Below are 18,712 nucleotides of genomic sequence, written 5' to 3' on the forward strand. Positions count from 1 at the left end.
GTGCGTCGGCTCATCCCCGTGCCCCACGAGCCCCGTCGCCGTCAGGCGCCGGAACTCGGGCGCTCCCGACCGCCGGTGCCCCTCGGCGCCCTCCGTGTCCCACTCGGAACACCCTCGCGCGGTGCGCCTCGCCCCGCTGCCCATCCACCCCCTTCAGGACCGCCTCGGTTCACTCGGATCCACCCGACGCCGCGAGCCGGGCCCGCCACCGCCTTTCCTGTCTCACGCGGCGCCTGGCTCGGGTTCTCCGGCGCCCCCGGCTCCCCCGCATGCTCCCGCCAGAGCGTCAGCGCGCCGTGGGCATCGAGCCAGACGGCCAGCGCTCCGTCCTGATCGGTGCGCCCGATCGCGGTGCCGAGGGCTCTCAGCATCGACAGGAGAGAGGCGGTCGGATGGCCGTAGGTGTTGTCAGCACCCACACCGATCAATCCGACCGTCGGATGCAGATCCTGATACAGACCGGCATCCTGGTCTGCGCTGCCGTGGTGCGCCACTTTCACGATCTGCACCCGGGGCACGTCCACGCGCCCTCGCAGGGCCGCCTGCGACTCCTCGCCGAGATCGCCGAGGAGCACCGTTCGAGGGAAATCGACGCCCGCGACGTCGATCGCGACGCTCGCGTCGTTGCCGGGGTCTGTACGGGGTGCCGGACCGAGCGCCTGCCACCGCGTGGCGCCCAGCGCCCCCGTGGTCCCCGTCGTCGCCTGCTGGAGCTGCGCGCCCGCCGCCGCGAAACGGTCGAGCAGCCGCTGGTCGGCGTGTCCGTCCACCGGACCGTGCACGACGAGAGCGGCCCGACCGATCACAGCCGGCGAACCCCCGACGTGGTCGAGATCGAAGTGGGTGAGGACGAGCAGATCGATCCGGTCGATGCCGAACTGGGCCAGGCAGCGGTTGAGAGCTGCGGGATCAGGACCGGTGTCGACCAATGCGGTCGCACCTCCGGACCGCCACAGCGTCGCGTCGCCCTGCCCGACGTCGCACATCGCGAGCTGCCACGCGGAGGGTATGGTGAGCGGCCCCGCGACCGTGCGCACGGCGGAACTCCCCAGGACGAGACCGAGGACGACGGCCATCGCCGCCGACGCGAGGCCGGTGAGGCGGGGCAGGCGTCGAGGACGCACGATCACCAGATGGAGGGCGGCTCCGACGAGAGCGAGGAGTATCGCCCCGGCCGGCCCGTCGGGCCAGGGGAGGTTCTGCGCGGCGACCGAAGAACTCGTGTGCGCGACGGCGGCGATCCACGCCGCGGGCACCCAGGCCAGGGCGGTCAGTCCATCGCGCAACCAGGGGAACGGCGCGACGCACGCGAGTGCCCCGGCGATCGTCGCGGGGGCTGCGGCCGGATCGGCGACGAGGTTGGCCGCAACGCCGAGCAGGGGGACGTGCGGGTCGATGAGCACGATGAGCGGGCCGCAGACGATCTGGGCCGACGTCGGAACGGCGATGGCGAGGGCGAGGGCTCTCGGCATCCATCGACCGAGTCCCGTGGCGAGCGGGCGCGCGAGTACGAGCAGGGCACCGGTCGCCGCGGCGGAGAGTGCGAAGCCCAGAGAGCGCGCCAGCCAGGGGTCGACGACGAGCAGCACGGTGACGGCGAGGGACAGCACCGCAACGCCCATCGCCGGGCGGCCCAGAGCCACCGCGATCATCGCCACCGAGGCCATGGCCGCCGCCCGGACGACACTCGGCTCCGGAGTGACCAAGGCGACGAAGGCGGCCAGGACGACGAAGGCCCCACCGACGCGCAGGCCGCGGGGTGCGCCGCACAGAGCGAGGAGGGCGAAGGCCGCGCCCACCACGATGGCGCAGTTCGCGCCCGAGACGGCGGTCAGGTGCGAGAGCGAAGACGCGTTCATGGCGGCCTCGGTCGCCGAGTCGAGACTGGAGGTGTCGCCGACGGCGAGCCCCGGGACGAGACCGGCCCCTGGTTGCGGTAGACCGCGTGTGGATGCGACCAGCGCATCGCGCAGGCCCTCGAACCACGCCCAGACACCGGTCGGCTCGGTCGCCGAGACGACCTCGCTGCCCCGCACGACGAGCGCGGCACGCTCCCCCGCCGCGGCCGGGATCGCTCGCCCCGACAACGACACCGTGCTGCCCATGCTCGCTCGCGCGAGCGCCGCGCGTCCGCCCGGATCGACGAGCACACGGGCGGGAATCGCGCCGACCACGGTCCTGTCTCCCGCACGCACCGTCGCGGCGGTCGCGTCGAACCAGGCACCCCCGTCGGCCGACCCGTCGATGCGCCCGGTGACCGTCACATCGAGCTCGAGGTAGCGACCGCCCTCCGCTTCCAATGCGGCGATCTGCGACCGCACGGGCGCAAGCGACGCGACGGTCCCCGCGGTCGCGGCTGCGCACGCGAGCGCGACCGCGGCGACGGCCAGCGCGGGGTGCCGACGCCACACCAGGACGGCGGTGGCGATGCAGGACAGGATGCCGAGCCCGACGGCGAAGAGGATGGCATCCGGGATCGCGGTGGTCAGCCCGGCGGACACCCAGGTCGCCGCCGCGACCGATACCGAGCGCAGCGTTCGGCGCCGAAGCGCGCGACGCGCGCTCACACCCGCACCAGATCGCGAAGGGCGGCCAGCATCTTCTCACCGATGCCCGGCACCGACTGCAGATCGTCGACGCTGGTGAACCGGCCGTTCGTCTCACGCCACTCGATGATGCGGTCGGCCATCGCGGGACCCACGCGCGGAAGGGTGTCGAGCTGCTCGGGGGTGGCGGTATTGAGATCGATCAGTCCGTCTGCCGCCGAGCCACCGGAGGCGGGCCCCGCGACTTCGGACCCCACCACCGGCACGACGATCTGCTCGCCGTCGGCGACGGGACGCGCGAGGTTGACCCCGTCGCGTGCCGCGTCATCGGCGAAGCCACCCGCCCGCGCGATGGCATCGGCCACCCGGTCTCCGGCGTCGAGTCGGTAGAGACCGGCCTCGCGTACGGCCCCGGCGACGTGGACGTAGAGTCCGGCCTCGGCGGGGACCCGCGGAGACGATGAGGCGGTCGACACCGGCTCCACGACCTCGGCGCCGGTCGCACCGCGCACCATGCCGATCCCAATCGTGACCGCGAAGGACAGTAGCACCAGCACGACGACGGCGCCGACGCCCAGGCGCGCGCGCGGCGCCAGCTTGTCGCTCGGTACGGGGTCGGAAGTCGAGGTCACACCAGGACGCTACGAACGCCGTACTGTCTGCGTGGCGACCGGGAACCGATCCGTGCACAAACGCGGCAGCTCGTCCGCCGGGGAGGAGCAGCCCTAGCCTGGGGGGATGTCCGCGAACTCCTGGCGTCCTGTCGTCGCTGCCCTCGCCGATGACCGTGCGCGAGAGATCTACGCGCTCGTCGTCCTCGGACAATCCGTCGACGCGCACCTGTCGTCGCTCTCCCCCGGCAAACGCCGTCGGGTTCTCGACAGCCTTCAGACGGCGGGACTCATCTCCCCCGTCGACGGCGGCTGGCGGGCGGAGTCCGAGATCTTCCGCATCGCCCTCGCCGCGGCATCCACGTCCGTCCGCCCCGACGGCGTCGCGCGATTCTTCACCGAGGGACGCCTGTCGACCTACCCTTCACGCGCCGCCGACCGCCGGGAGGTGCTCGCCCACATCGCGACCCGCGTCCTGGGGCCGCAGGAAACCATCACCGAGGCCCACGTCACCGATCGACTCGCAGAGATCACCGACGACCCCGTGTCGATGCGGCGCTACCTGATCGACGCTGGCCTCCTCACTCGCACCCGCGACGGAAGCGCCTACACCTCGGCATCCTGAGCGCGTCGAGCCACCGGATGCCACGTCCCCCGCGCCGCATGGCGTGGAGACGTGGCATCGGGCGATCAGGGTCGATGCCGGTTCCGGAGGCTCAACGACCGCAACCCCCGCGCTACTTCGTGGAGAAGCTGACCACCTTCGGCGGACGCACCACCGCGCGCACGATCTCACGCTCACCGAGGGCGCGGCGCACGCGCTCGTCGCCGCGGGCGAGGGCCTCGAGCTGGTCGCCGCCGATCTTGGCCGAGACCTCGAGGGTCGCGCGCACCTTGCCGTCGATCTGCACGACGGCGACGACATTGTCTTCCACCAACAGGGTGGGATCGGCTTGACGCCAGGTCACGAGTCCCACGAATCCGTCGTAGCCGAGCGTCTGCCACATCTCTTCTGCGGTGTGCGGGGCGAACAGGTCGAGGGCCATCGCGATGACCTCGGCAGCCTCACGGACCGCAGGATCGCTGACGCCGGCCGAGCCGTCGATCGCCTTGCGGGTGGCGTTGACCAGCTCCATCAGACGGGCGACGACGACGTTGAACTTCGTCTGCTCGATGAGGTTCGGCGCCTCGGCCAGGAGGCGGTGCGTCACGCGGCGGAGGGACTTGTCGCCCTCGGCCCAGACCACGTCGGTCTCGCTGTCGACGTCGTGCGCGATGCGCAGGGCGCGGGCGAGGAACTTGGCCGCGCCCGTGGTGGAGACGTCGTTCCAGTCCTTGTCGTCCTCCACCGGGCCGGCGAAGGCCAGGGCCACGCGCAGGGCGTCGGCGCCGTGGGCGTCGAGTTCCTCCTGGAACAGCACCAGGTTGCCCTTGCTCTTCGACATCTTGGCGCCGTCGAGGATGACCATGCCCTGGTTGATGAGACTCGAGAACGGCTCGGTGAACTCGACCAGGCCCATGTCGAACAGCGCCTTGGTGATGAAACGCGCGTACAGCAGGTGCAGGATCGCGTGCTCGACGCCGCCGATGTAGAAGTCGACGGGGCCCCACTTCGACGCCTCGCGGCCCGAGAACGCCTCGGTCGAGCTGTCAGGCGAGAGGAAGCGCAGGTAGTACCAGGAGCTGTCGACGAATGTGTCCATAGTGTCGGGGTCGCGCAGCAGCATCTGGCCCGTCTCGGGGTCGGTGACCTGCACCCACTCCGTCGCCGCTCCCAGGGGCGACGTGCCCTTCGGCTTCAGGTCGAGACCCTCCACCGAGGGCAGCACGACCGGCAGCTGGTCGGCGGGCACGGGCGTGATCGAGCCGTCTTCGCCGTGGAGCATCGGGATGGGTGTGCCCCAGTAGCGCTGACGCGAGATGAGCCAGTCGCGGAGGCGGTAGGTCTTGGCCGCACGGCCGACGCCCTTCGCCTCGAGCTCATCGATCATGCGCGCGATCGCGTGGCGCTTGGACAGGCCGTTCAGCGAGCCGGAGTTGATCATGCGACCATCGCCCGTCAACGCGACGCCGGTCTTCACCGGGTCGGTGTCGTCGAGGTCGCCCAGCGGGTCGATCGGCACCCCCTCGTCGTCGAGCTCGATGACGGGGATCGCACCGGTGACGGGGGCGAGGGTGTCGACGACGACCCGCACGGGCAGGTCGAACGCACGCGCGAAATCGAGGTCGCGCTGGTCGTGGGCGGGCACGGCCATGACCGCGCCATGACCGTAGTCGGCCAGCACGTAGTCGGCGGCCCAGATCGGCAGCTTCTCGCCGTTGATGGGGTTGATCGCGTAGTGGCCGAGGAACACACCGGTCTTGGGGCGGTCGGTCGCCTGGCGCTCGATGTCGGTCGCGCGTTGCACCTGGGCGAGGTACGCCTCGAACGTCTCCTTCACCCCCTGGTCCGCGGATGCCGCCAGCTCGGCGGCCAGGTCGGACTCGGGCGCCACGACGAAGAACGTCGCCCCGTGCAGGGTGTCGGGACGGGTGGAGAAGACCGTGATCTTCTCGGCGCGACCCTCGATCTCGAACGTGATGTCGGCACCGACGGAGCGACCGATCCAGTTGCGCTGCATCTGGATGACCTTGCTCGGCCAGAAGCCTTCGAGCTGGTTGAGGTCGTCGAGCAGGCGGTCGGCGTAGTCGGTGATGCGCAGGAACCACTGCGTGAGCTTCTTCTTGACCACCACGGCGCCGCTGCGCTCGCTCGTGCCGTCGGGCAGCACCTGCTCGTTGGCGAGCACGGTCTGATCCACCGGATCCCAGTTGACCAGCGCGTCCTTGCGGTACGCCAACCCCTTGTCGTACAGCTTCTGGAACAGCCACTGGTTCCAGCGGTAGTACTCGGGGTCGCTGGTGTGCAGCACCCGGCTCCAGTCGAACGAGACGCCGTAGTCCTTCAGGCTCGCCTTCTGCTGGGCGATGTTCGCGTAAGTCCACTCGACGGGATCGGCGCCGCGCTTGATGGCGGCGTTCTCGGCGGGCAGACCGAACGAGTCCCACCCGATCGGGTTCAGCACGTTGTAGCCGCGGTGGCGCCAGAAGCGCGCGACGATGTCGGAGTAGAGGTAGTTCTCGGCGTGGCCCATGTGCAGGTCGCCCGAGGGGTAGGGGAACATCGCGAGCACGTACTTGCGGGGGCGCGTATCGTCGTCGCCGCCGGCGCGGAACGGGTCTTTCTCGGCCCACGCCTGCTGCCACTTCGCCTGGATGGCGTGGGTGTCGAAGCCACCGTCGCGGGCGTCGGGTGCGGAGTTCTGAGACACGGGAGAACCAATCGTGTGAGTCGGGGAGGCCCGGAGGCCAGCGTCCAGGTTATCGGACCCGGGGTCACCACCCCGGCGGCACCGCGGCCCCGAGAGCGGCGAGAGGGGCTCGCGCCTTGATGCCCACCTCGGCGACCTCGGATGCCGCGACCGAACGCCACGTGATCCCCCCGCCCGCGCCGACGTAGGCGGCATCCGGATGCACGACGACGCTGCGGATCACCATGGCGAGGTCTGCGGCGCCGTCGTCGCCGATCCATCCGAAGGCACCCGCGTAAAGACCACGCGGGGTCTGCTCGAGTCCGGCGAGGATCCGCGTCGCCGACTCTTTCGGCGCGCCGGTCATGCTCCCCGCCGGGAACGTCGCGTCGAGCAGGTCGCCGACGGTGGTTGCGGGCAGGAGCCTGCCCGACACCTCGCTCACGAGTTGGTGAACGTGCGGGTAGGTCTCGACCTCGAGCAGCCGGTCGACGCCGACCGTCGACGGCTCGCAGACCCGGGAGAGGTCGTTGCGCATCAGGTCGACGATCATCACGTTCTCGGCGCGCTCCTTGGCATCCGTCCGCAGGTCTTCGGCGAACGCCGCGTCAAGAGCCGGGTCGGCGGACCGGGGCCGGGTGCCCTTGATGGGATGCGTGTGCACGGAACCGTCGCGCACCACGAGGAACCGTTCGGGCGACGCACTGACCAGTGCGACCTCGCCGATGCGGACGAAGCCGGCGTGGTGCGATGTCGACGCACGGCGGAGCCTCCGGAACACCGCGAGCGCATCGACCGCGCCGGGCACGGTGAACCGCGTCGTGAGGCACAGCTGGTACGCGTCGCCCTCGCGGATACGGTCGCGGCACGCCTCGATCAGTTCGGCGTAACGGTCGGGGGTGACGCGGGCGGATGCCGCGCCCCGGTCCTCCGCGGGGTCGACCTCGTCGGGCGTCGGCGCCTCGGCGACGCGGGCCGCGAGGGTGGGGTCGCCCACGGCATAGATCCGGCGCAGAGCGTGGTCGAACGCGAGCAGGGCGTCGACGCGCAGCCACGCGGACTCCCCCTCGTACGTCTGCCACCCCACCCACCCACCACGGAACGGCCCCGGCTCGTCGTGTGCGGAGCCGGAGGCCGCGGCATCCTGTTCCATCGGCCGGGACGACGGGTCGCGACGGCCCGCGCCCATCCAGCTCCACCCTGTCGCCGCGGCCGTCCCGGCGTCGAGCCAGAAGGCGTCGGGAGCGTCGGCGAACAGGTGCAGGAACACCGCCTCGGGATCGACCCACTCGACGGGGGTGAACGAGGGGGCGGAGTGCGGCACGCTCCCAGGCTAGGCGGGAGCGGCGGCCGTAAGCTGACGGAGGTGAACGAGATCCTCACGTGGCTGCTCGACGTCGTCCAGAACGTCGATCCCGTGCTGCGTACGGTCATCACCGGTCTCGCGGTCATGCTCGAGACGAGCGTGCTGGTCGGCCTCATCGTCCCGGGCGACACGATGGTGATCGTCGCGGGCACCGCCGTCGGCTCGCCGCTCGAGGGCGTCCTGCTGGCCGCGGCGGTCGTGGTGGGCGCCCTGCTGGGTGAGAGCCTCGGGTTCTGGCTCGGCCGGTACTTCGGCCCGCGCATCCGCGCATCGCGCCTCGGCCAGAAGTTGGGCGAGCGCAACTGGGAGCGTGCCGACCGCTACCTCAGCCGCCGCGGAGGGCTGGCGATCTTCCTGTCGCGTTTCCTCCCCGTGCTGCACTCGCTCGTTCCGCTGACCGTCGGAATGAGCGGCTACAGCTATCGCCGCTTCCTCGCGTGGACGACTCCCGCCTGCATCATCTGGGCCGGTCTCTACATCTCGGTCGCGGCCACCGCCGCGGGCACCTACCGCGATCTCGCGGATCAGCTCCACTACGCCGGATACATCTTCGTCGGTATCCTCGTCGTCTTCCTCGTGCTGGTGTTCGTCGGAAAGAAGCTCATCGAGCGCGCAGAGCGACGTCATCTGGCCGATGACGTCCCCACCCTCGGCCGCAGGGACGGTGACGTGAAAGACTGAGGGCGATGCCTCGTTCTCCTCGCTCCACCCGCGCAAAGGTGCTCTGGTTCGCCCGACTCGAGCGCCGCTTCCACCGGTGGCGTGAGCGGAGGGCACGCTCCCGCGGCCTCCGGCCCGCCGTCACCGGTTTTCCGGGCTACGGAACCGAGGAGTGGGTGCGCGTCCTCGGACGCGTGCTGATCGCCCCGCCGATCAAGCGCACCTCGACCGGGGAGTTCGCGAGTCTGCGCGGCTGGCGCAGCTTCGCGGCCGTTCCGGTGGGCATGGCGAAGGTCGACGTCGTGATCGACGGCGTCACGCACACCGTGTCGGCCGATCGTGGCGGCGTGATCGACGCGAAGCTCCCCGCGAGCCTGGCACCCGGGTGGCAGTCGATCACGATGTCGGTCGAGGGCAGCGAGCCGGCCGAGACCCGCGTGTTCATCGTGGGCTCGGATGTGCGCTTCGGCGTCGTGAGCGACATCGACGACACGGTGATGGTGACCCTCCTCCCCCGCCCCTTCCTCGCGGCGTGGAACTCGTTCGTCGTCGACGAGCACGCCCGTCAGCCCGTCCCGGGTATGGCAGTGATGCTCGAGCGACTGACCCGCGAACACCCCGGCACCCCCGTCATCTACCTGTCCACCGGCGCGTGGAACGTCGCCCCGACATTGACGCGGTTCATGCGTCGGCACCTGTTCCCCGCCGGATCGTTCCTGCTCACCGACTGGGGTCCCACGCACGACCGATGGTTCCGGAGCGGCCGCGATCACAAGGAGCTCAACCTGCGGCGCGTCGCGAGCGAGTTCCCGCACGTGAAGTGGCTGCTCGTCGGCGACGACGGTCAGCACGACGACGCGATCTACACGGGCTTCGCGATCGAGCACCCCGACAGCGTCGCAGCGGTCGCGATCCGCCGGCTGTTGCCCGCCGAGGCCGTCCTCGCGGGTGGCCGAACGGTCGTCGACGATCACTCCGCGGCCGAGGTGCCGTGGGTCACCGGGTCCGATGGCGCCGCCCTGCTCGCTCGGCTCGAGGACGTCGGGGTCATTTCGCGCGACGGTTGAGCGGCGGCGGATGCCGCGGTGTGCGCAACCTCAGAGATGTGCACGAAGTGAGTGGCATCCGGGGCACTCGGGCTGAGGTTGTGCGAATCACTGAGGATGTGAGCGGGGATGCCGCGGTGTGCGCAATCTCAGCGATGTGCGCGAAGTAAGCGGCTTCCGGGGCACTCGGGCTGAGGTTGTGCGAATCGCACAGGCTGTGCTCGAGTCCACGCCGCGGGCGGCCGATGCCGTCGCCCATGCCGTCGAGCCGATGTCGGAGGGGGCGCGTACGGTGGAGGCATGTGCGGTCGATTCGTCGTGGCCAATGTGGCGTCCGAGCTCATCGGGGTGCTTCGCGCCGATGTCGAGGCTGATGAGCTGCCCCCGCCGTCGTACAACATCGCGCCGACCTCGCGGGTCGGCATCGTGCTCGACTCGATCAAGAGCGAACCACCCGTGCGGCGTCTCGAGGTCGCGCGCTGGGGTCTGGTCCCGGGGTGGGCGAAAGACGTCAAGATCGGCGCACGGGCGTTCAACGCGCGCAGCGAAGAGGTCGAAGACAAGCCCATGTTCCGCAACGCCCTCATCAAGCGTCGCGCGGTGATCCCGGCATCCGGGTACTACGAGTGGAAGACCACCGAAACGGGCAAGACCCCGCACTACATCCACCCCGCCGACGGCTCGCCGCTGTTCTTCGCCGGTCTCTACGAGTGGTGGAAAGACCCCGCCCTCGCCGACGACGACCCCGCGCGGTGGGTGCTGAGCTGCACGATCCTGACGCGCGACGCGATCGGACGCCTGGGCTCGATCCACGACCGCATGCCGCTGTTCATGGACCCCGACTTCGCCGACGCCTGGCTGGACCCGACCACCGAGAATGTCGGCGACGTGCTGGATGCCGCGATCGACGCTGCACCCGATGTGGCCGAGACGCTCGACGACCACGTCGTCTCCGCTGCCGTGGGTAACGTCCGCAACGACTCCCCCGACCTGATCGACGCCGTCGAGTGACCACGCTCCTCCGGTCACCGGCGCTGACGCGCACCGAGTGGACCGCCCTGGCGGACGCGCACGCCAAACGCGCAGACGCGCTCACCGCGGCGCACCGCGCCCGCGCGAGCCGCGCCGAGAAGCATCCGGTCGAGGACTTCCTGTACACGTACTACTCGTACAAACCCGCGATCCTGCGCCGCTGGCATCCCGGCCCCGACATCGTGCTCGACGACGCCGACGAACGCGCCGGTTGGCGCTGGTACCGCCCCGAGGGTGCGGGCGTTCGCGTGGATGCCGAGCGCTTCCGCGACGAGCGTGGATCGCTCTATCGCGGCGTCGTGAACCTGCTGCGCGCGACGGCGGATCGACCGGCGCAGTTCGGTTGCTTCGGCCTTCACGAGTGGGCGATGGCGTACCGCGCCGACGACGTGCGGCACGCGGTCCCCCTGCGCCTCGGTCGAGACGGCACCGACGCCGTCGTCGACGCGCACGATCTCAGGTGCACGCACTTCGACGCGTTCCGATTCTTCACACCCGACGCCGTGCCTCGCAACCGTACGCCCTTGTCGCGCGACGACCAGGTCGAGCGCGAGCAGCCTGGATGCCTTCACGCCGGCATGGACGTCTACAAGTGGGCCGTGAAGCTCGGCCCGCTCGTACCGGGTCCGCTGCTGCTCGACGCGTTCGAACTCGCGCGCGACATCCGCACCCTCGACATGGAGGCCTCGCCCTACGATCTGAGCGGCTGGGGCTACCCGGCGGTGGCGATCGAGACGACCGAGGGCAAGGCCGAGTACGTCACCCGCCAACGGACACTGAGTGAGCGTGGGCAGGTGCTCCGCCGCGCCGTGATCGCGGCGGTCACGAGCGGAGACGACACGCCCGGTCGCGCCGATTTCCTGCCGTCGCGAACTGTGTTGTAAGCTCATGGAGTTGCCTCAAACGGGGCAGACAACAATATAAGGGCCTGTGGCGCAGCTGGTAGCGCACCTGCATGGCATGCAGGGGGTCAGGGGTTCGAGTCCCCTCAGGTCCACATAGAGAGAAAGCCTCCGCTTCGGCGGGGGCTTTCGTCGTTTGACAGGAGCGGTCGTCGACGCGGCCGCACCCTCCCCTTCGCCCGGCGACGCGGCATCCCTTCCCCCGAACGACGGACGCCCCCGCCGTGGGGCAGGGGCGTCCGAAGAGTGGATCAGCGCGACGAGACGGGCACCCGCGTCCGCGCCGTCTGCGCCTCGCGCATGACGAGCTCGTCTTCGAGCCAGTTCGGCGCCTTGTTGCGCAGGGCGAAGATGTACACCGCGAGCGACGCGGCGATGATGGCCGTCACGTACACGATGAACAGCGGAACCTGCTCCGTGGTCTGCGCGCCGGCGTACAGCAGGGGTGCCGTGCCACCGAACAACGAATTGGCGAGGGCGTATCCGAGGCCGACGCCCAGCGCACGCACGTGGGTGGGGAAGAGCTGGGCCTTCACGAGGGCGTTGATCGAGGTGTAGCCGGTGAGGATGACGAAGCCGCCGAACAGGATCGCGAAGGCCGCGAACTCGTTGGTCTGCTGCGGGAGCATCGTGATGAGGAACCACGTGTACAGCACGCCGCCGACGCCGAAGAAGACCAGCAGCGACTTGCGGCCGACCTTGTCGCTCAGCCACCCGCCGAGGGGCTGCATGAGCATCAGAGCGGTGAGGGCGATGAGGTTGATGACGGTGCCGGTGATCACGTCGCCGCCCGAGAAGGCGGTCTTGACGATGTTGGGGCCGGTGACCGAGTAGGTGTAGAACGCGACCGTGCCGCCCGCGGTGACGGCGAAGCAGAGCAGCAGCGGGCGCCAGTTGTTCACGAGGAGATCGCGCATCGACCCGGAGTCCTTCGACCGGCCCGACCTGGTGTCGTCGATGACGCTCTTCTCCAGCGATTCGTCCATCGTGCGCCGCATCCAGAAGACCGCGACCGCGGCGACACCGCCGATGGCGAACGCGACGCGCCAGCCCCACGACGTGATCGCTTCCTCATCGAGGGTGAGCACCATGACGAGCAGGGTCGTCTGAGCCAGCACGTGACCACCGACGAGGGTGACGTAGTGGAACGACGAGAGGAAGCCGCGTCGGCCGGGCATGGCCGCCTCCGACATATAGGTCGCGCTCGTCCCGTACTCGCCACCGGTCGCGAAGCCCTGCACGAGACGGGCGAACACCAGGATGACGACGGCGCCGACACCGATCATCTCGGCGGTGGGGGCGAAGGCGATGATGAGGGAGCAGAACGCCATCAGCGAGACCGACACGGTCAACGACAGCCGTCGACCGTGGCGATCGGCGAAGCGGCCGAAGAACCAGGAGCCGATGGGGCGCATGAGGAAGGTGACGGCGAAGATCGCCCAGACGTAGATCGTCGAATTCTTGTCGTCGGAACTGAAGAACTGCGACTCGAAGTACACCGCGAACACCGAGTAGACGTACACGTCGTACCACTCGACGAGGTTGCCGGCCGAGCCCTTCAAGGTGTTCGAGATGGAGCGCCGGAGACTCGTGGGGATCGTGGTCGTGGTGGCCGGTGGTGTCGTCGTTGACATAGGAGATCCGATCGGTCGATGGACGGTTCTCGTCTCGTGTGCCGTCGGACTCTCCCGGCGACGACGACGAGGCGTATGCCGACATCATGTCGACAAGCGGCGGCGCTCCGTGCGGATCCTTACATCCGCCTTACATTCACGCCCGGCCCGCAGCGATCCCCGGCGCAGGGGCATGCCTACGATGAGGACATGCACGTACTCGTGGCCGAGGACGACGGCTCCGTCGCCGCAGCGCTCGTCTCGGCGTTGCAGCGCGCCGGCCACGCGAGCACGCGCGTCAGCCGTGGAAGCGACGTGCTGCTGCGCCACCGCGACGCGCAGGTCGTGCTGCTCGACCTGGGCCTGGAAGACATGGACGGCCTCGATGTCCTCCGCCAGCTGCGCGCGGTGAGTCAGATCCCGGTCATCGTCGTCACCGCCCGTGGTGACGAGCGCTCGACGGTGCGGGCGCTGTCGCTCGGTGCCGACGACTACCTGGTCAAGCCCGTGCGCCTGCACGAGCTGCTCGCTCGGCTGCTCGCCGTCACCCGCCGTTACACCCCTCCCGATGAGCCCACGCGCGTGCAGGTCGGCCCGGTCGACATCGACGTCGACGCCCGGCGCGTCACCGTCGACGGGAGCGACGTGGCGCTCACGCCCAACGAGTTCGGCATCCTGTTCTCGCTCGCCCGGCGCGCGGGCCAGATCGTCAGCCGTCAGCAGATACTCGACGAGGTGTGGGGCGACGCGTACGCGACGTCGTCGCGCTCGTTCGACGTGCACCTGGGTCAGGTGCGCCAGAAGCTCCCCGGGCTGACCATCACCACGGTCCGCGGGGTCGGTTACCGCCTCGAGGATGCCGGATGAAGCTGCGCGTCCTGCTGCCGCTGCTCGTGTTCGGGCTGATCGCGGTCATCGCCGTACTCATCCCCGTCGCCCAGTCGATCGCCGACTCCCGCACGCAGCAGCTCGCCCTGCAGCGCACCGCCGCCCTCGACCAGGTCGTGCAACGTGCCCGCACCGCGCTCGTGCAGGGCGACGCCGAGGGCCTCCAGACCTACCTCCAGCGCTTCCACGCGGTCTACGGCGAGTCGGTGCTCGTCCTCGACGAGACCGGGGATGCCGTCGCCTCCGCCGGCGACGTGTCGCGCGATGAGCGTGTCGACGAGCTCGTGACCGCGGCATCCCGAGCTCTCCCCCAGCTCGTGCTCCCCCGCGTCACGCCCTGGGGCCCGGACACCTCCGTCGTGGCCGTGCCGGTGATCGCCGCCGGCGACCTGTCGACCGGCGTCGTGGTGCTGGCCGTCGACCTCCGCGACGCGCAGATGGACGTGTCGCGTGCCTGGGCCGTGGTCGTCGTCATCGGCGTGCTGCTGCTCAGCGCCCTCATGGGGGCGTCGCTGGTGTGGACGCGATGGATCCTGCGCCCGGTGCGCGCCCTCGACGCCGCGGTCGCCGACGTCACCGCCCACCGCGACCCCTCGCCCCTGCGCCCCTCGGGCCCGCCCGAACTTCGACGCCTCAGCCGTGCGTTCGGGGAGATGACGGCCGAGGTCGAGAGCAGCCTCGAGCAGCAGCGCGGATTCGTCGCCGACGCCTCGCATCAGTTGCGGACGCCTCTCGCCGCGATCCGGCTGCGCGTGGACGGCTTACCGCGAGAGGGAGAGGCGGCCACCGACCTCGCTGCCGTCGACGACGACCTCGATCGGCTCGAATACACGGTGGGGCGCATGCTCACCCTCGCGAATGCGGAGCACCGTGCCGCGGCGCAGTCGCGGGGGCGCGATCCGGCGCGCGACGACGGTGCCGCGCGGGAGTGCGCCGTCACGGCTGCGGAGATCACGGACCGTCACCGCGACCGTCTGGAGGCTGCGGGGGTCCGGCTGACCACCGCTCCGGGCCCGGCGGTCACGGTCCCGTGCGGGCGCGCCGACCTCGACGAGATGGTCGACGTGCTCCTGGACAACGCGGCCAAGTACGCCGGCCCCGCGGCCGAGGTCCGCGTGAGTCTCGCCCAGGATGCCGACGGCATCCGGCTCGTGGTCGAGGACTCCGGTACGCGACTCGCCGACGACGACCTCGCCCGCATGGGCACGCGGTTCTGGCGCGCCGGCCGCGACGCGACGCAGACCGGAACGGGCCTCGGGCTCGCGATCGTGGCCCAGTTGATGCGCGCCGCCGGCGGGCGGCTCGTCCTCGACCGCTCCGCATCCGGGGGGCTCGCGGCTCGCTTGCTGTGGGAGCGATCGTGACGGGGCTCACCCGACGCGGGTTCCTGTGGGCGGGCATGGCCGCCGGAGCGGTCGGTCTCGCCGGCTGCTCCCCCGCCCCGCCCCGCGCCCTGACCCTCGGGTGCGGCGAGCCCGGAGGGAGTTATCTGGAATTCGGCCAGTTGCTGAGCGCGGTCGCACGCGAGACCGGCGGCGTCGAGATCACGGCGCTCGCTACGGAGGGCAGCGTCGAGAACCTCGCCCTGCTCGACGCCGGGAACGTCGAGCTGGCACTCTCTCTCGCGGACTCCGCGGCAGCAGCCACTCCGGGCGACGACCTCGTCGCCATCGGACGGGTCTACCAGAACTACCTGCAGTGCATCGTGCGCGCCGCCGACGGCCTGACCTCGCTCGCCGACCTGTCGGGGCGCGTCGTCTCATTGGGTGCGGCGGGATCGGGAGCGGCGGCGACCGCGCGCCGGCTTCTGGATGCCGGGGACCTGACGTCGACGTCGACGCCTCCCGTCACGATCGAACGACCGTTCCGCGATGCGGTCGTCGACCTCGAGCAGGGCCGCATCGACGCGCTCTTCTGGTCGGGCGGCGTTCCGACACCCCAGATCGTCGACCTGGCCGATCGGACGCCGATCCGCGTGCTCGATACGACGCCCGTCCTGCCCGAGATGCTGCGCCGGTACCCCGACGCATACGTGGCCACGACGATCCCCGCGGGCGTCTATGGCGCCGACACGTCTGTTCCGACGATCGGTGTCGCCAACCTGCTCCTGACCCACCGCGACCTCGACGAGGACCTGGCGCGTCGCCTGGTCGATGTGCTCATCGACGACGCCGCGCGGCTCGTGCCGCCCGGTTCCCTCGGCGTCCAATACCTGACACCGGCGAGTCTGATCGACACGCTGCCCGTGCCGTTGCACCCCGCCGCTGAGCGCCGGTACCGCGAGCGGTACGGCTGAGCGACGCCACGGCAGCAGCGGGACCCGAACGCGAAGAACGCCCCCTGCCGCGGGGCAGAGGGCGTCGTCGAGTGGGGGCTACTCCGCGGCGTGCGCCGGCGTGGGGATCTCGAGCGGGACTACGGGGCAGTCCTTCCAGAGGCGCTCCAGGCCGTAGTACACGCGCTCCTCCTCGTGGAAGACGTGCACGACGAGGTCGCCGAAGTCGAGCAGCACCCAGCGGGACTCCTGACGGCCCTCGCGGCGGAGACGCTTGTGGCCTGCCTCGAGCAGCTTCTCTTCGATCTCGTCGGCGATCGCAGCGACGTTGCGCTCGTTGCGACCGGTGACGAGGAGGAAGACGTCGACGAGGGGAAGGGGCTCCGACACATCGAGGGCGACGAGGTCGTCGCCGCCCTTGGCGTCGGCGGCGAGAGCGGCGATCTGCGCCATCTCTTTACCGTTGGTGGTGGCGGTCATCGGAAGACTCCTGTCGTGAAGGCGAGGCCGAGGGTTCCGACCACCGCCAGGAAGAGAGCACCCGTCGTGATGATGAGACCCACGAGGAGCTTGCTCCCCTTCTCGGGCGCCGGGGGACGGATGATCTCCCCGGGTTGCTTGACGGTGCTGATCGCGGCACTCGCCGCGATCGGGGTGGGTGACGAGGCGGCCGGAAGCTCGCCGTCGAGGAGGACCGCGTCGGCGTCGCGGCCGTCGGTCGTGCCGGGGGCGTGCCCGACCGAGCCGAGGCCCTGGGGCAGGTCGAACGTGCCCGTGATCATGATCTCGCCGGTCGCGCTGACCGGGCCGACGAGCGGCGCGCCCGTGGGCGTCTGCGAGAGGATCAGCGAGTTCGGGGTCGAGACTGTTCCGGTCGCGCCGGTGGTGCGCGAGAGGAGCTGGTCGAACGACGACGGGAGCGACACATCGGGCGTCGCGCCGTCGAGCAGCTCGGAGCCCAGAGCGGGATTGACCACCGACGGCGCGGGAGCCGCCGCGGGGGCGGGCGCCTCGGCCGCCGCCGGGCGGAAAATGGCCGGCTGCGACGTGTCGTCGGTCGTCGGCGTGGAGGCGACGAGCGGCGCCGATGACTCGAGATCGGGGCTGATCACGGGCACGGATGCCGTACGGATCTTCTCCTGCGCGCGCGCCTGCCGGCGGGTGAGGCCGGAGACACCGTGGTCGACGCCGGCCTCGGCGTAGGAGTCGAAAGCGGCGGCGGGCGCCGGATCGACCGGGCGCGCCGTGTCGGCCGACGACGTGCGTTCATCAGCCGTCGGTACGGCCGCGATGACAGCGGGCGCCTCGGGCTCGGCGGTCGGCGCGGGCTCCGCGGTCGGCGCCGCGGCATCCGCAGACTCGGGCTCGGCGGTCGGCGCGGGCTCCGCGGTCGGCGCGGGCTCCGCGGTCGGCGCCGCGGCATTGGGAGACTCGGGCTCGGCGGTCGGAGCCGCTTCGTCCGGGGACGGGACGTCGGCGACCGGGGAGTCGCTCTCGGCGGTCTGAGCCGTGGCATCCGGGGCCACGGTGTAGTCGTTCGACGTGATGATCGGCGTGGCGCCGGTCTGACGCAGCTCGCGCAACTGACGGCGGGTCAGGGCGGGCGTCTCGGGGGTGTCGGGAGTGCTCATGCCTTGCTCCGGTAGAGATGGTGCTTCGCGATGTACTGCACGACGCCGTCGGGGACGAGGTACCACACGGGGTGTCCTCGGCGCACACGGGCGCGGCAGTCTGTGGACGAGATCGACAGGGCGGGGATCTCCAATTGGCTCACGTTCTCGGAAGGGAGCCCCTCGGTGCTCAGCACGTGGCCGGGACGCGAGACGGCGACGAAGTGCGCCAGGTCCCACAACTGCTGATGGTTGCGCCAGCTGAGGATCTGCTCGACCGCGTCGGCGCCGGTGATGAAGAACAGTTCGGCGCCCGGACGCTGCTCGTGCAGATCGCGCAGCGTATCGATCGTGTAGGTGGGGCCGGCCCGATCGACGTCGACGCGGCTGACGGTGAACTGCGGATTGGATGCGGTCGCGATCACCGTCATGAGATAGCGGTGCTCGCTCTCGGTGACGTCGTGCTTCTGCCACGGGCGGCCCGTGGGCACGAAGACGACCTCATCGAGATCGAACGACTGCGCGACCTCGGACGCCGCAACGAGGTGACCGTGATGGATGGGATCGAACGTCCCACCCATGACCCCGATGCGAGGGGCGCGCGTCACCGACATACGGTGGGCCTCAGTGGCCGTGCGCCTCGGGGACAGGCGCGCCGTGCTTCTGCGCGTAGGCCTCGGCCTTGTGCGCGTGGCGGTTCGACACGTTGCGGTACGACAGCGTGACCAGGCTCAGCAGCACGAAGACCACGAATGCCACGGCACCGACCCAGAAGGTCTCGGCCTGCACGTTGCCGCCGTGGTGTCCGCCTTCTTCGGCGGCGTGGGCGAGAAGCGTGGCGAAAGTCATCAGTACTCCGTTCGAGTGGTCTGC

Annotated in this window: 17 protein-coding genes and 1 tRNA gene; 9 read left to right on the forward strand and 9 right to left on the reverse strand. The window is 70.4% G+C overall.

Going from position 1 to position 18,712, the window contains the following annotated elements; genetic code table 11:
- Positions 1–41: 41 nt before the first annotated feature.
- Together ACXKZF_RS08205 and ACXKZF_RS08210 are read right to left on the reverse strand one after the other, a co-directional pair.
- A complete protein-coding gene (locus ACXKZF_RS08205) occupies positions 42–2,567 on the reverse strand; it encodes a ComEC/Rec2 family competence protein (RefSeq protein WP_488985953.1) in 2,526 nt (841 codons plus the stop codon).
- Positions 2,564–3,178 (reverse strand): ComEA family DNA-binding protein, encoded by a 615-nt coding sequence (locus ACXKZF_RS08210; protein ID WP_488985954.1) that lies wholly within the window; start codon positions 3,176–3,178, stop codon positions 2,564–2,566. Before ACXKZF_RS08210 ends, ACXKZF_RS08205 begins: the two co-directional genes overlap by 4 nt.
- 106 nt (positions 3,179–3,284) lie before the next feature.
- Between ACXKZF_RS08210 and ACXKZF_RS08215 the strand changes: the two genes are divergently transcribed.
- The gene (locus ACXKZF_RS08215) at positions 3,285–3,782 is read left to right on the forward strand and encodes a DUF2087 domain-containing protein (protein ID WP_488985955.1); all 498 of its coding nucleotides are present in this window, start codon (positions 3,285–3,287) and stop codon (positions 3,780–3,782) included.
- A gap of 112 nt (positions 3,783–3,894) precedes the next feature.
- On the opposite strand, the gene leuS is transcribed toward ACXKZF_RS08215, so the two are convergent.
- Positions 3,895–6,468, reverse strand: a complete 2,574-nt coding sequence (leuS, locus tag ACXKZF_RS08220) for a leucine--tRNA ligase (RefSeq protein ID WP_488985956.1) — start codon at positions 6,466–6,468, stop codon at positions 3,895–3,897.
- Between the two features lie 64 nt (positions 6,469–6,532).
- Positions 6,533–7,771 (reverse strand): anthranilate synthase component I family protein, encoded by a 1,239-nt coding sequence (locus tag ACXKZF_RS08225; protein WP_488985957.1) that lies wholly within the window; start codon positions 7,769–7,771, stop codon positions 6,533–6,535.
- A 42-nt stretch (positions 7,772–7,813) separates the two neighbouring features.
- On the opposite strand from ACXKZF_RS08225, the gene ACXKZF_RS08230 reads away from it, so the two are divergent.
- From ACXKZF_RS08230 to ACXKZF_RS08250, 5 genes are all read left to right on the forward strand, one after another.
- On the forward strand, positions 7,814–8,494 hold the full coding sequence (locus ACXKZF_RS08230) for a DedA family protein (protein ID WP_055954389.1): 681 nt from the start codon (positions 7,814–7,816) through the stop codon (positions 8,492–8,494).
- Between the two features lie 5 nt (positions 8,495–8,499).
- Positions 8,500–9,540, forward strand: coding sequence for an App1 family protein phosphatidate phosphatase (locus ACXKZF_RS08235; protein ID WP_055954386.1), 1,041 nt, complete (start codon positions 8,500–8,502; stop codon positions 9,538–9,540).
- Between the two features lie 279 nt (positions 9,541–9,819).
- Complete coding sequence (locus ACXKZF_RS08240; RefSeq protein ID WP_488985958.1) at positions 9,820–10,530, forward strand: SOS response-associated peptidase; 711 nt, start codon at positions 9,820–9,822, stop codon at positions 10,528–10,530.
- Positions 10,527–11,435, forward strand: a complete 909-nt coding sequence (locus ACXKZF_RS08245; RefSeq protein WP_488985959.1) for a 3-methyladenine DNA glycosylase — start codon at positions 10,527–10,529, stop codon at positions 11,433–11,435. The genes ACXKZF_RS08240 and ACXKZF_RS08245 overlap by 4 nt, the downstream gene beginning before the upstream one ends.
- A 40-nt stretch (positions 11,436–11,475) precedes the next feature.
- Positions 11,476–11,548 (forward strand) — tRNA-Ala (locus ACXKZF_RS08250).
- Positions 11,549–11,704: 156 nt separating this feature from the next.
- On the opposite strand, the gene ACXKZF_RS08255 is transcribed toward ACXKZF_RS08250, so the two are convergent.
- On the reverse strand, positions 11,705–13,087 hold the full coding sequence (locus ACXKZF_RS08255; protein ID WP_488985960.1) for an MFS transporter: 1,383 nt from the start codon (positions 13,085–13,087) through the stop codon (positions 11,705–11,707).
- 189 nt (positions 13,088–13,276) lie between these two features.
- Here ACXKZF_RS08255 and ACXKZF_RS08260 point away from each other — a divergent pair, with 189 nt between their 5' ends.
- Genes ACXKZF_RS08260 through ACXKZF_RS08270 form a run of 3 tightly spaced genes read left to right on the forward strand, consistent with a single transcriptional unit; the run spans position 13,277 to position 16,250 of the window.
- A complete protein-coding gene (locus ACXKZF_RS08260) occupies positions 13,277–13,933 on the forward strand; it encodes a response regulator transcription factor (protein ID WP_055954374.1) in 657 nt (218 codons plus the stop codon).
- Positions 13,930–15,318 (forward strand): sensor histidine kinase, encoded by a 1,389-nt coding sequence (locus ACXKZF_RS08265; RefSeq protein WP_488985961.1) that lies wholly within the window; start codon positions 13,930–13,932, stop codon positions 15,316–15,318. Before ACXKZF_RS08260 ends, ACXKZF_RS08265 begins: the two co-directional genes overlap by 4 nt.
- A complete protein-coding gene (locus ACXKZF_RS08270) occupies positions 15,315–16,250 on the forward strand; it encodes a TAXI family TRAP transporter solute-binding subunit (RefSeq protein WP_488985962.1) in 936 nt (311 codons plus the stop codon). The genes ACXKZF_RS08265 and ACXKZF_RS08270 overlap by 4 nt, the downstream gene beginning before the upstream one ends.
- 78 nt (positions 16,251–16,328) lie before the next feature.
- Here the strand turns inward: ACXKZF_RS08270 and rsfS are convergent, their stop codons facing one another.
- Genes rsfS through ACXKZF_RS08290 form a run of 4 tightly spaced genes read right to left on the reverse strand, consistent with a single transcriptional unit; the run spans position 16,329 to position 18,688 of the window.
- On the reverse strand, positions 16,329–16,709 hold the full coding sequence (rsfS, locus tag ACXKZF_RS08275) for a ribosome silencing factor (protein ID WP_055954363.1): 381 nt from the start codon (positions 16,707–16,709) through the stop codon (positions 16,329–16,331).
- Entirely contained in the window at positions 16,706–17,860 is a 1,155-nt protein-coding gene (locus ACXKZF_RS08280; protein WP_488985963.1) for a hypothetical protein, read from the reverse strand. The genes rsfS and ACXKZF_RS08280 overlap by 4 nt, the downstream gene beginning before the upstream one ends.
- Positions 17,857–18,453, reverse strand: a complete 597-nt coding sequence (nadD, locus tag ACXKZF_RS08285; RefSeq protein WP_055954356.1) for a nicotinate-nucleotide adenylyltransferase — start codon at positions 18,451–18,453, stop codon at positions 17,857–17,859. The genes ACXKZF_RS08280 and nadD overlap by 4 nt, the downstream gene beginning before the upstream one ends.
- Before the next feature lie 10 nt (positions 18,454–18,463).
- Positions 18,464–18,688 carry a hypothetical protein gene (locus ACXKZF_RS08290; RefSeq protein WP_055954353.1) on the reverse strand — a complete coding sequence of 75 codons (225 nt, stop codon included), beginning with the start codon at positions 18,686–18,688 and terminating at the stop codon, positions 18,464–18,466.
- Positions 18,689–18,712 lie beyond the last annotated feature (24 nt).

It is taken from the genome of Microbacterium sp. ABR10 (genome assembly GCF_057812175.1).

Excerpts from the sequence above, each read along its gene's own strand:
- rsfS (WP_055954363.1), bottom strand. The coding sequence starts at position 16,709 with ATGACCGCCACCACCAACGGTAAAGAGATGGCGCAGATCGCCGCTCTC.
- ACXKZF_RS08290 (WP_055954353.1), bottom strand. The coding sequence starts at position 18,688 with ATGACTTTCGCCACGCTTCTCGCCCACGCCGCCGAAGAAGGCGGACAC.
- ACXKZF_RS08280 (WP_488985963.1), bottom strand. The coding sequence starts at position 17,860 with ATGAGCACTCCCGACACCCCCGAGACGCCCGCCCTGACCCGCCGTCAG.
- ACXKZF_RS08255 (WP_488985960.1), bottom strand. The coding sequence starts at position 13,087 with ATGTCAACGACGACACCACCGGCCACCACGACCACGATCCCCACGAGT.
- ACXKZF_RS08235 (WP_055954386.1), top strand. The coding sequence starts at position 8,500 with ATGCCTCGTTCTCCTCGCTCCACCCGCGCAAAGGTGCTCTGGTTCGCC.
- ACXKZF_RS08215 (WP_488985955.1), top strand. The coding sequence starts at position 3,285 with ATGTCCGCGAACTCCTGGCGTCCTGTCGTCGCTGCCCTCGCCGATGAC.
- ACXKZF_RS08265 (WP_488985961.1), top strand. The coding sequence starts at position 13,930 with ATGAAGCTGCGCGTCCTGCTGCCGCTGCTCGTGTTCGGGCTGATCGCG.
- ACXKZF_RS08240 (WP_488985958.1), top strand. The coding sequence starts at position 9,820 with ATGTGCGGTCGATTCGTCGTGGCCAATGTGGCGTCCGAGCTCATCGGG.
- ACXKZF_RS08260 (WP_055954374.1), top strand. The coding sequence starts at position 13,277 with ATGCACGTACTCGTGGCCGAGGACGACGGCTCCGTCGCCGCAGCGCTC.
- nadD (WP_055954356.1), bottom strand. The coding sequence starts at position 18,453 with ATGTCGGTGACGCGCGCCCCTCGCATCGGGGTCATGGGTGGGACGTTC.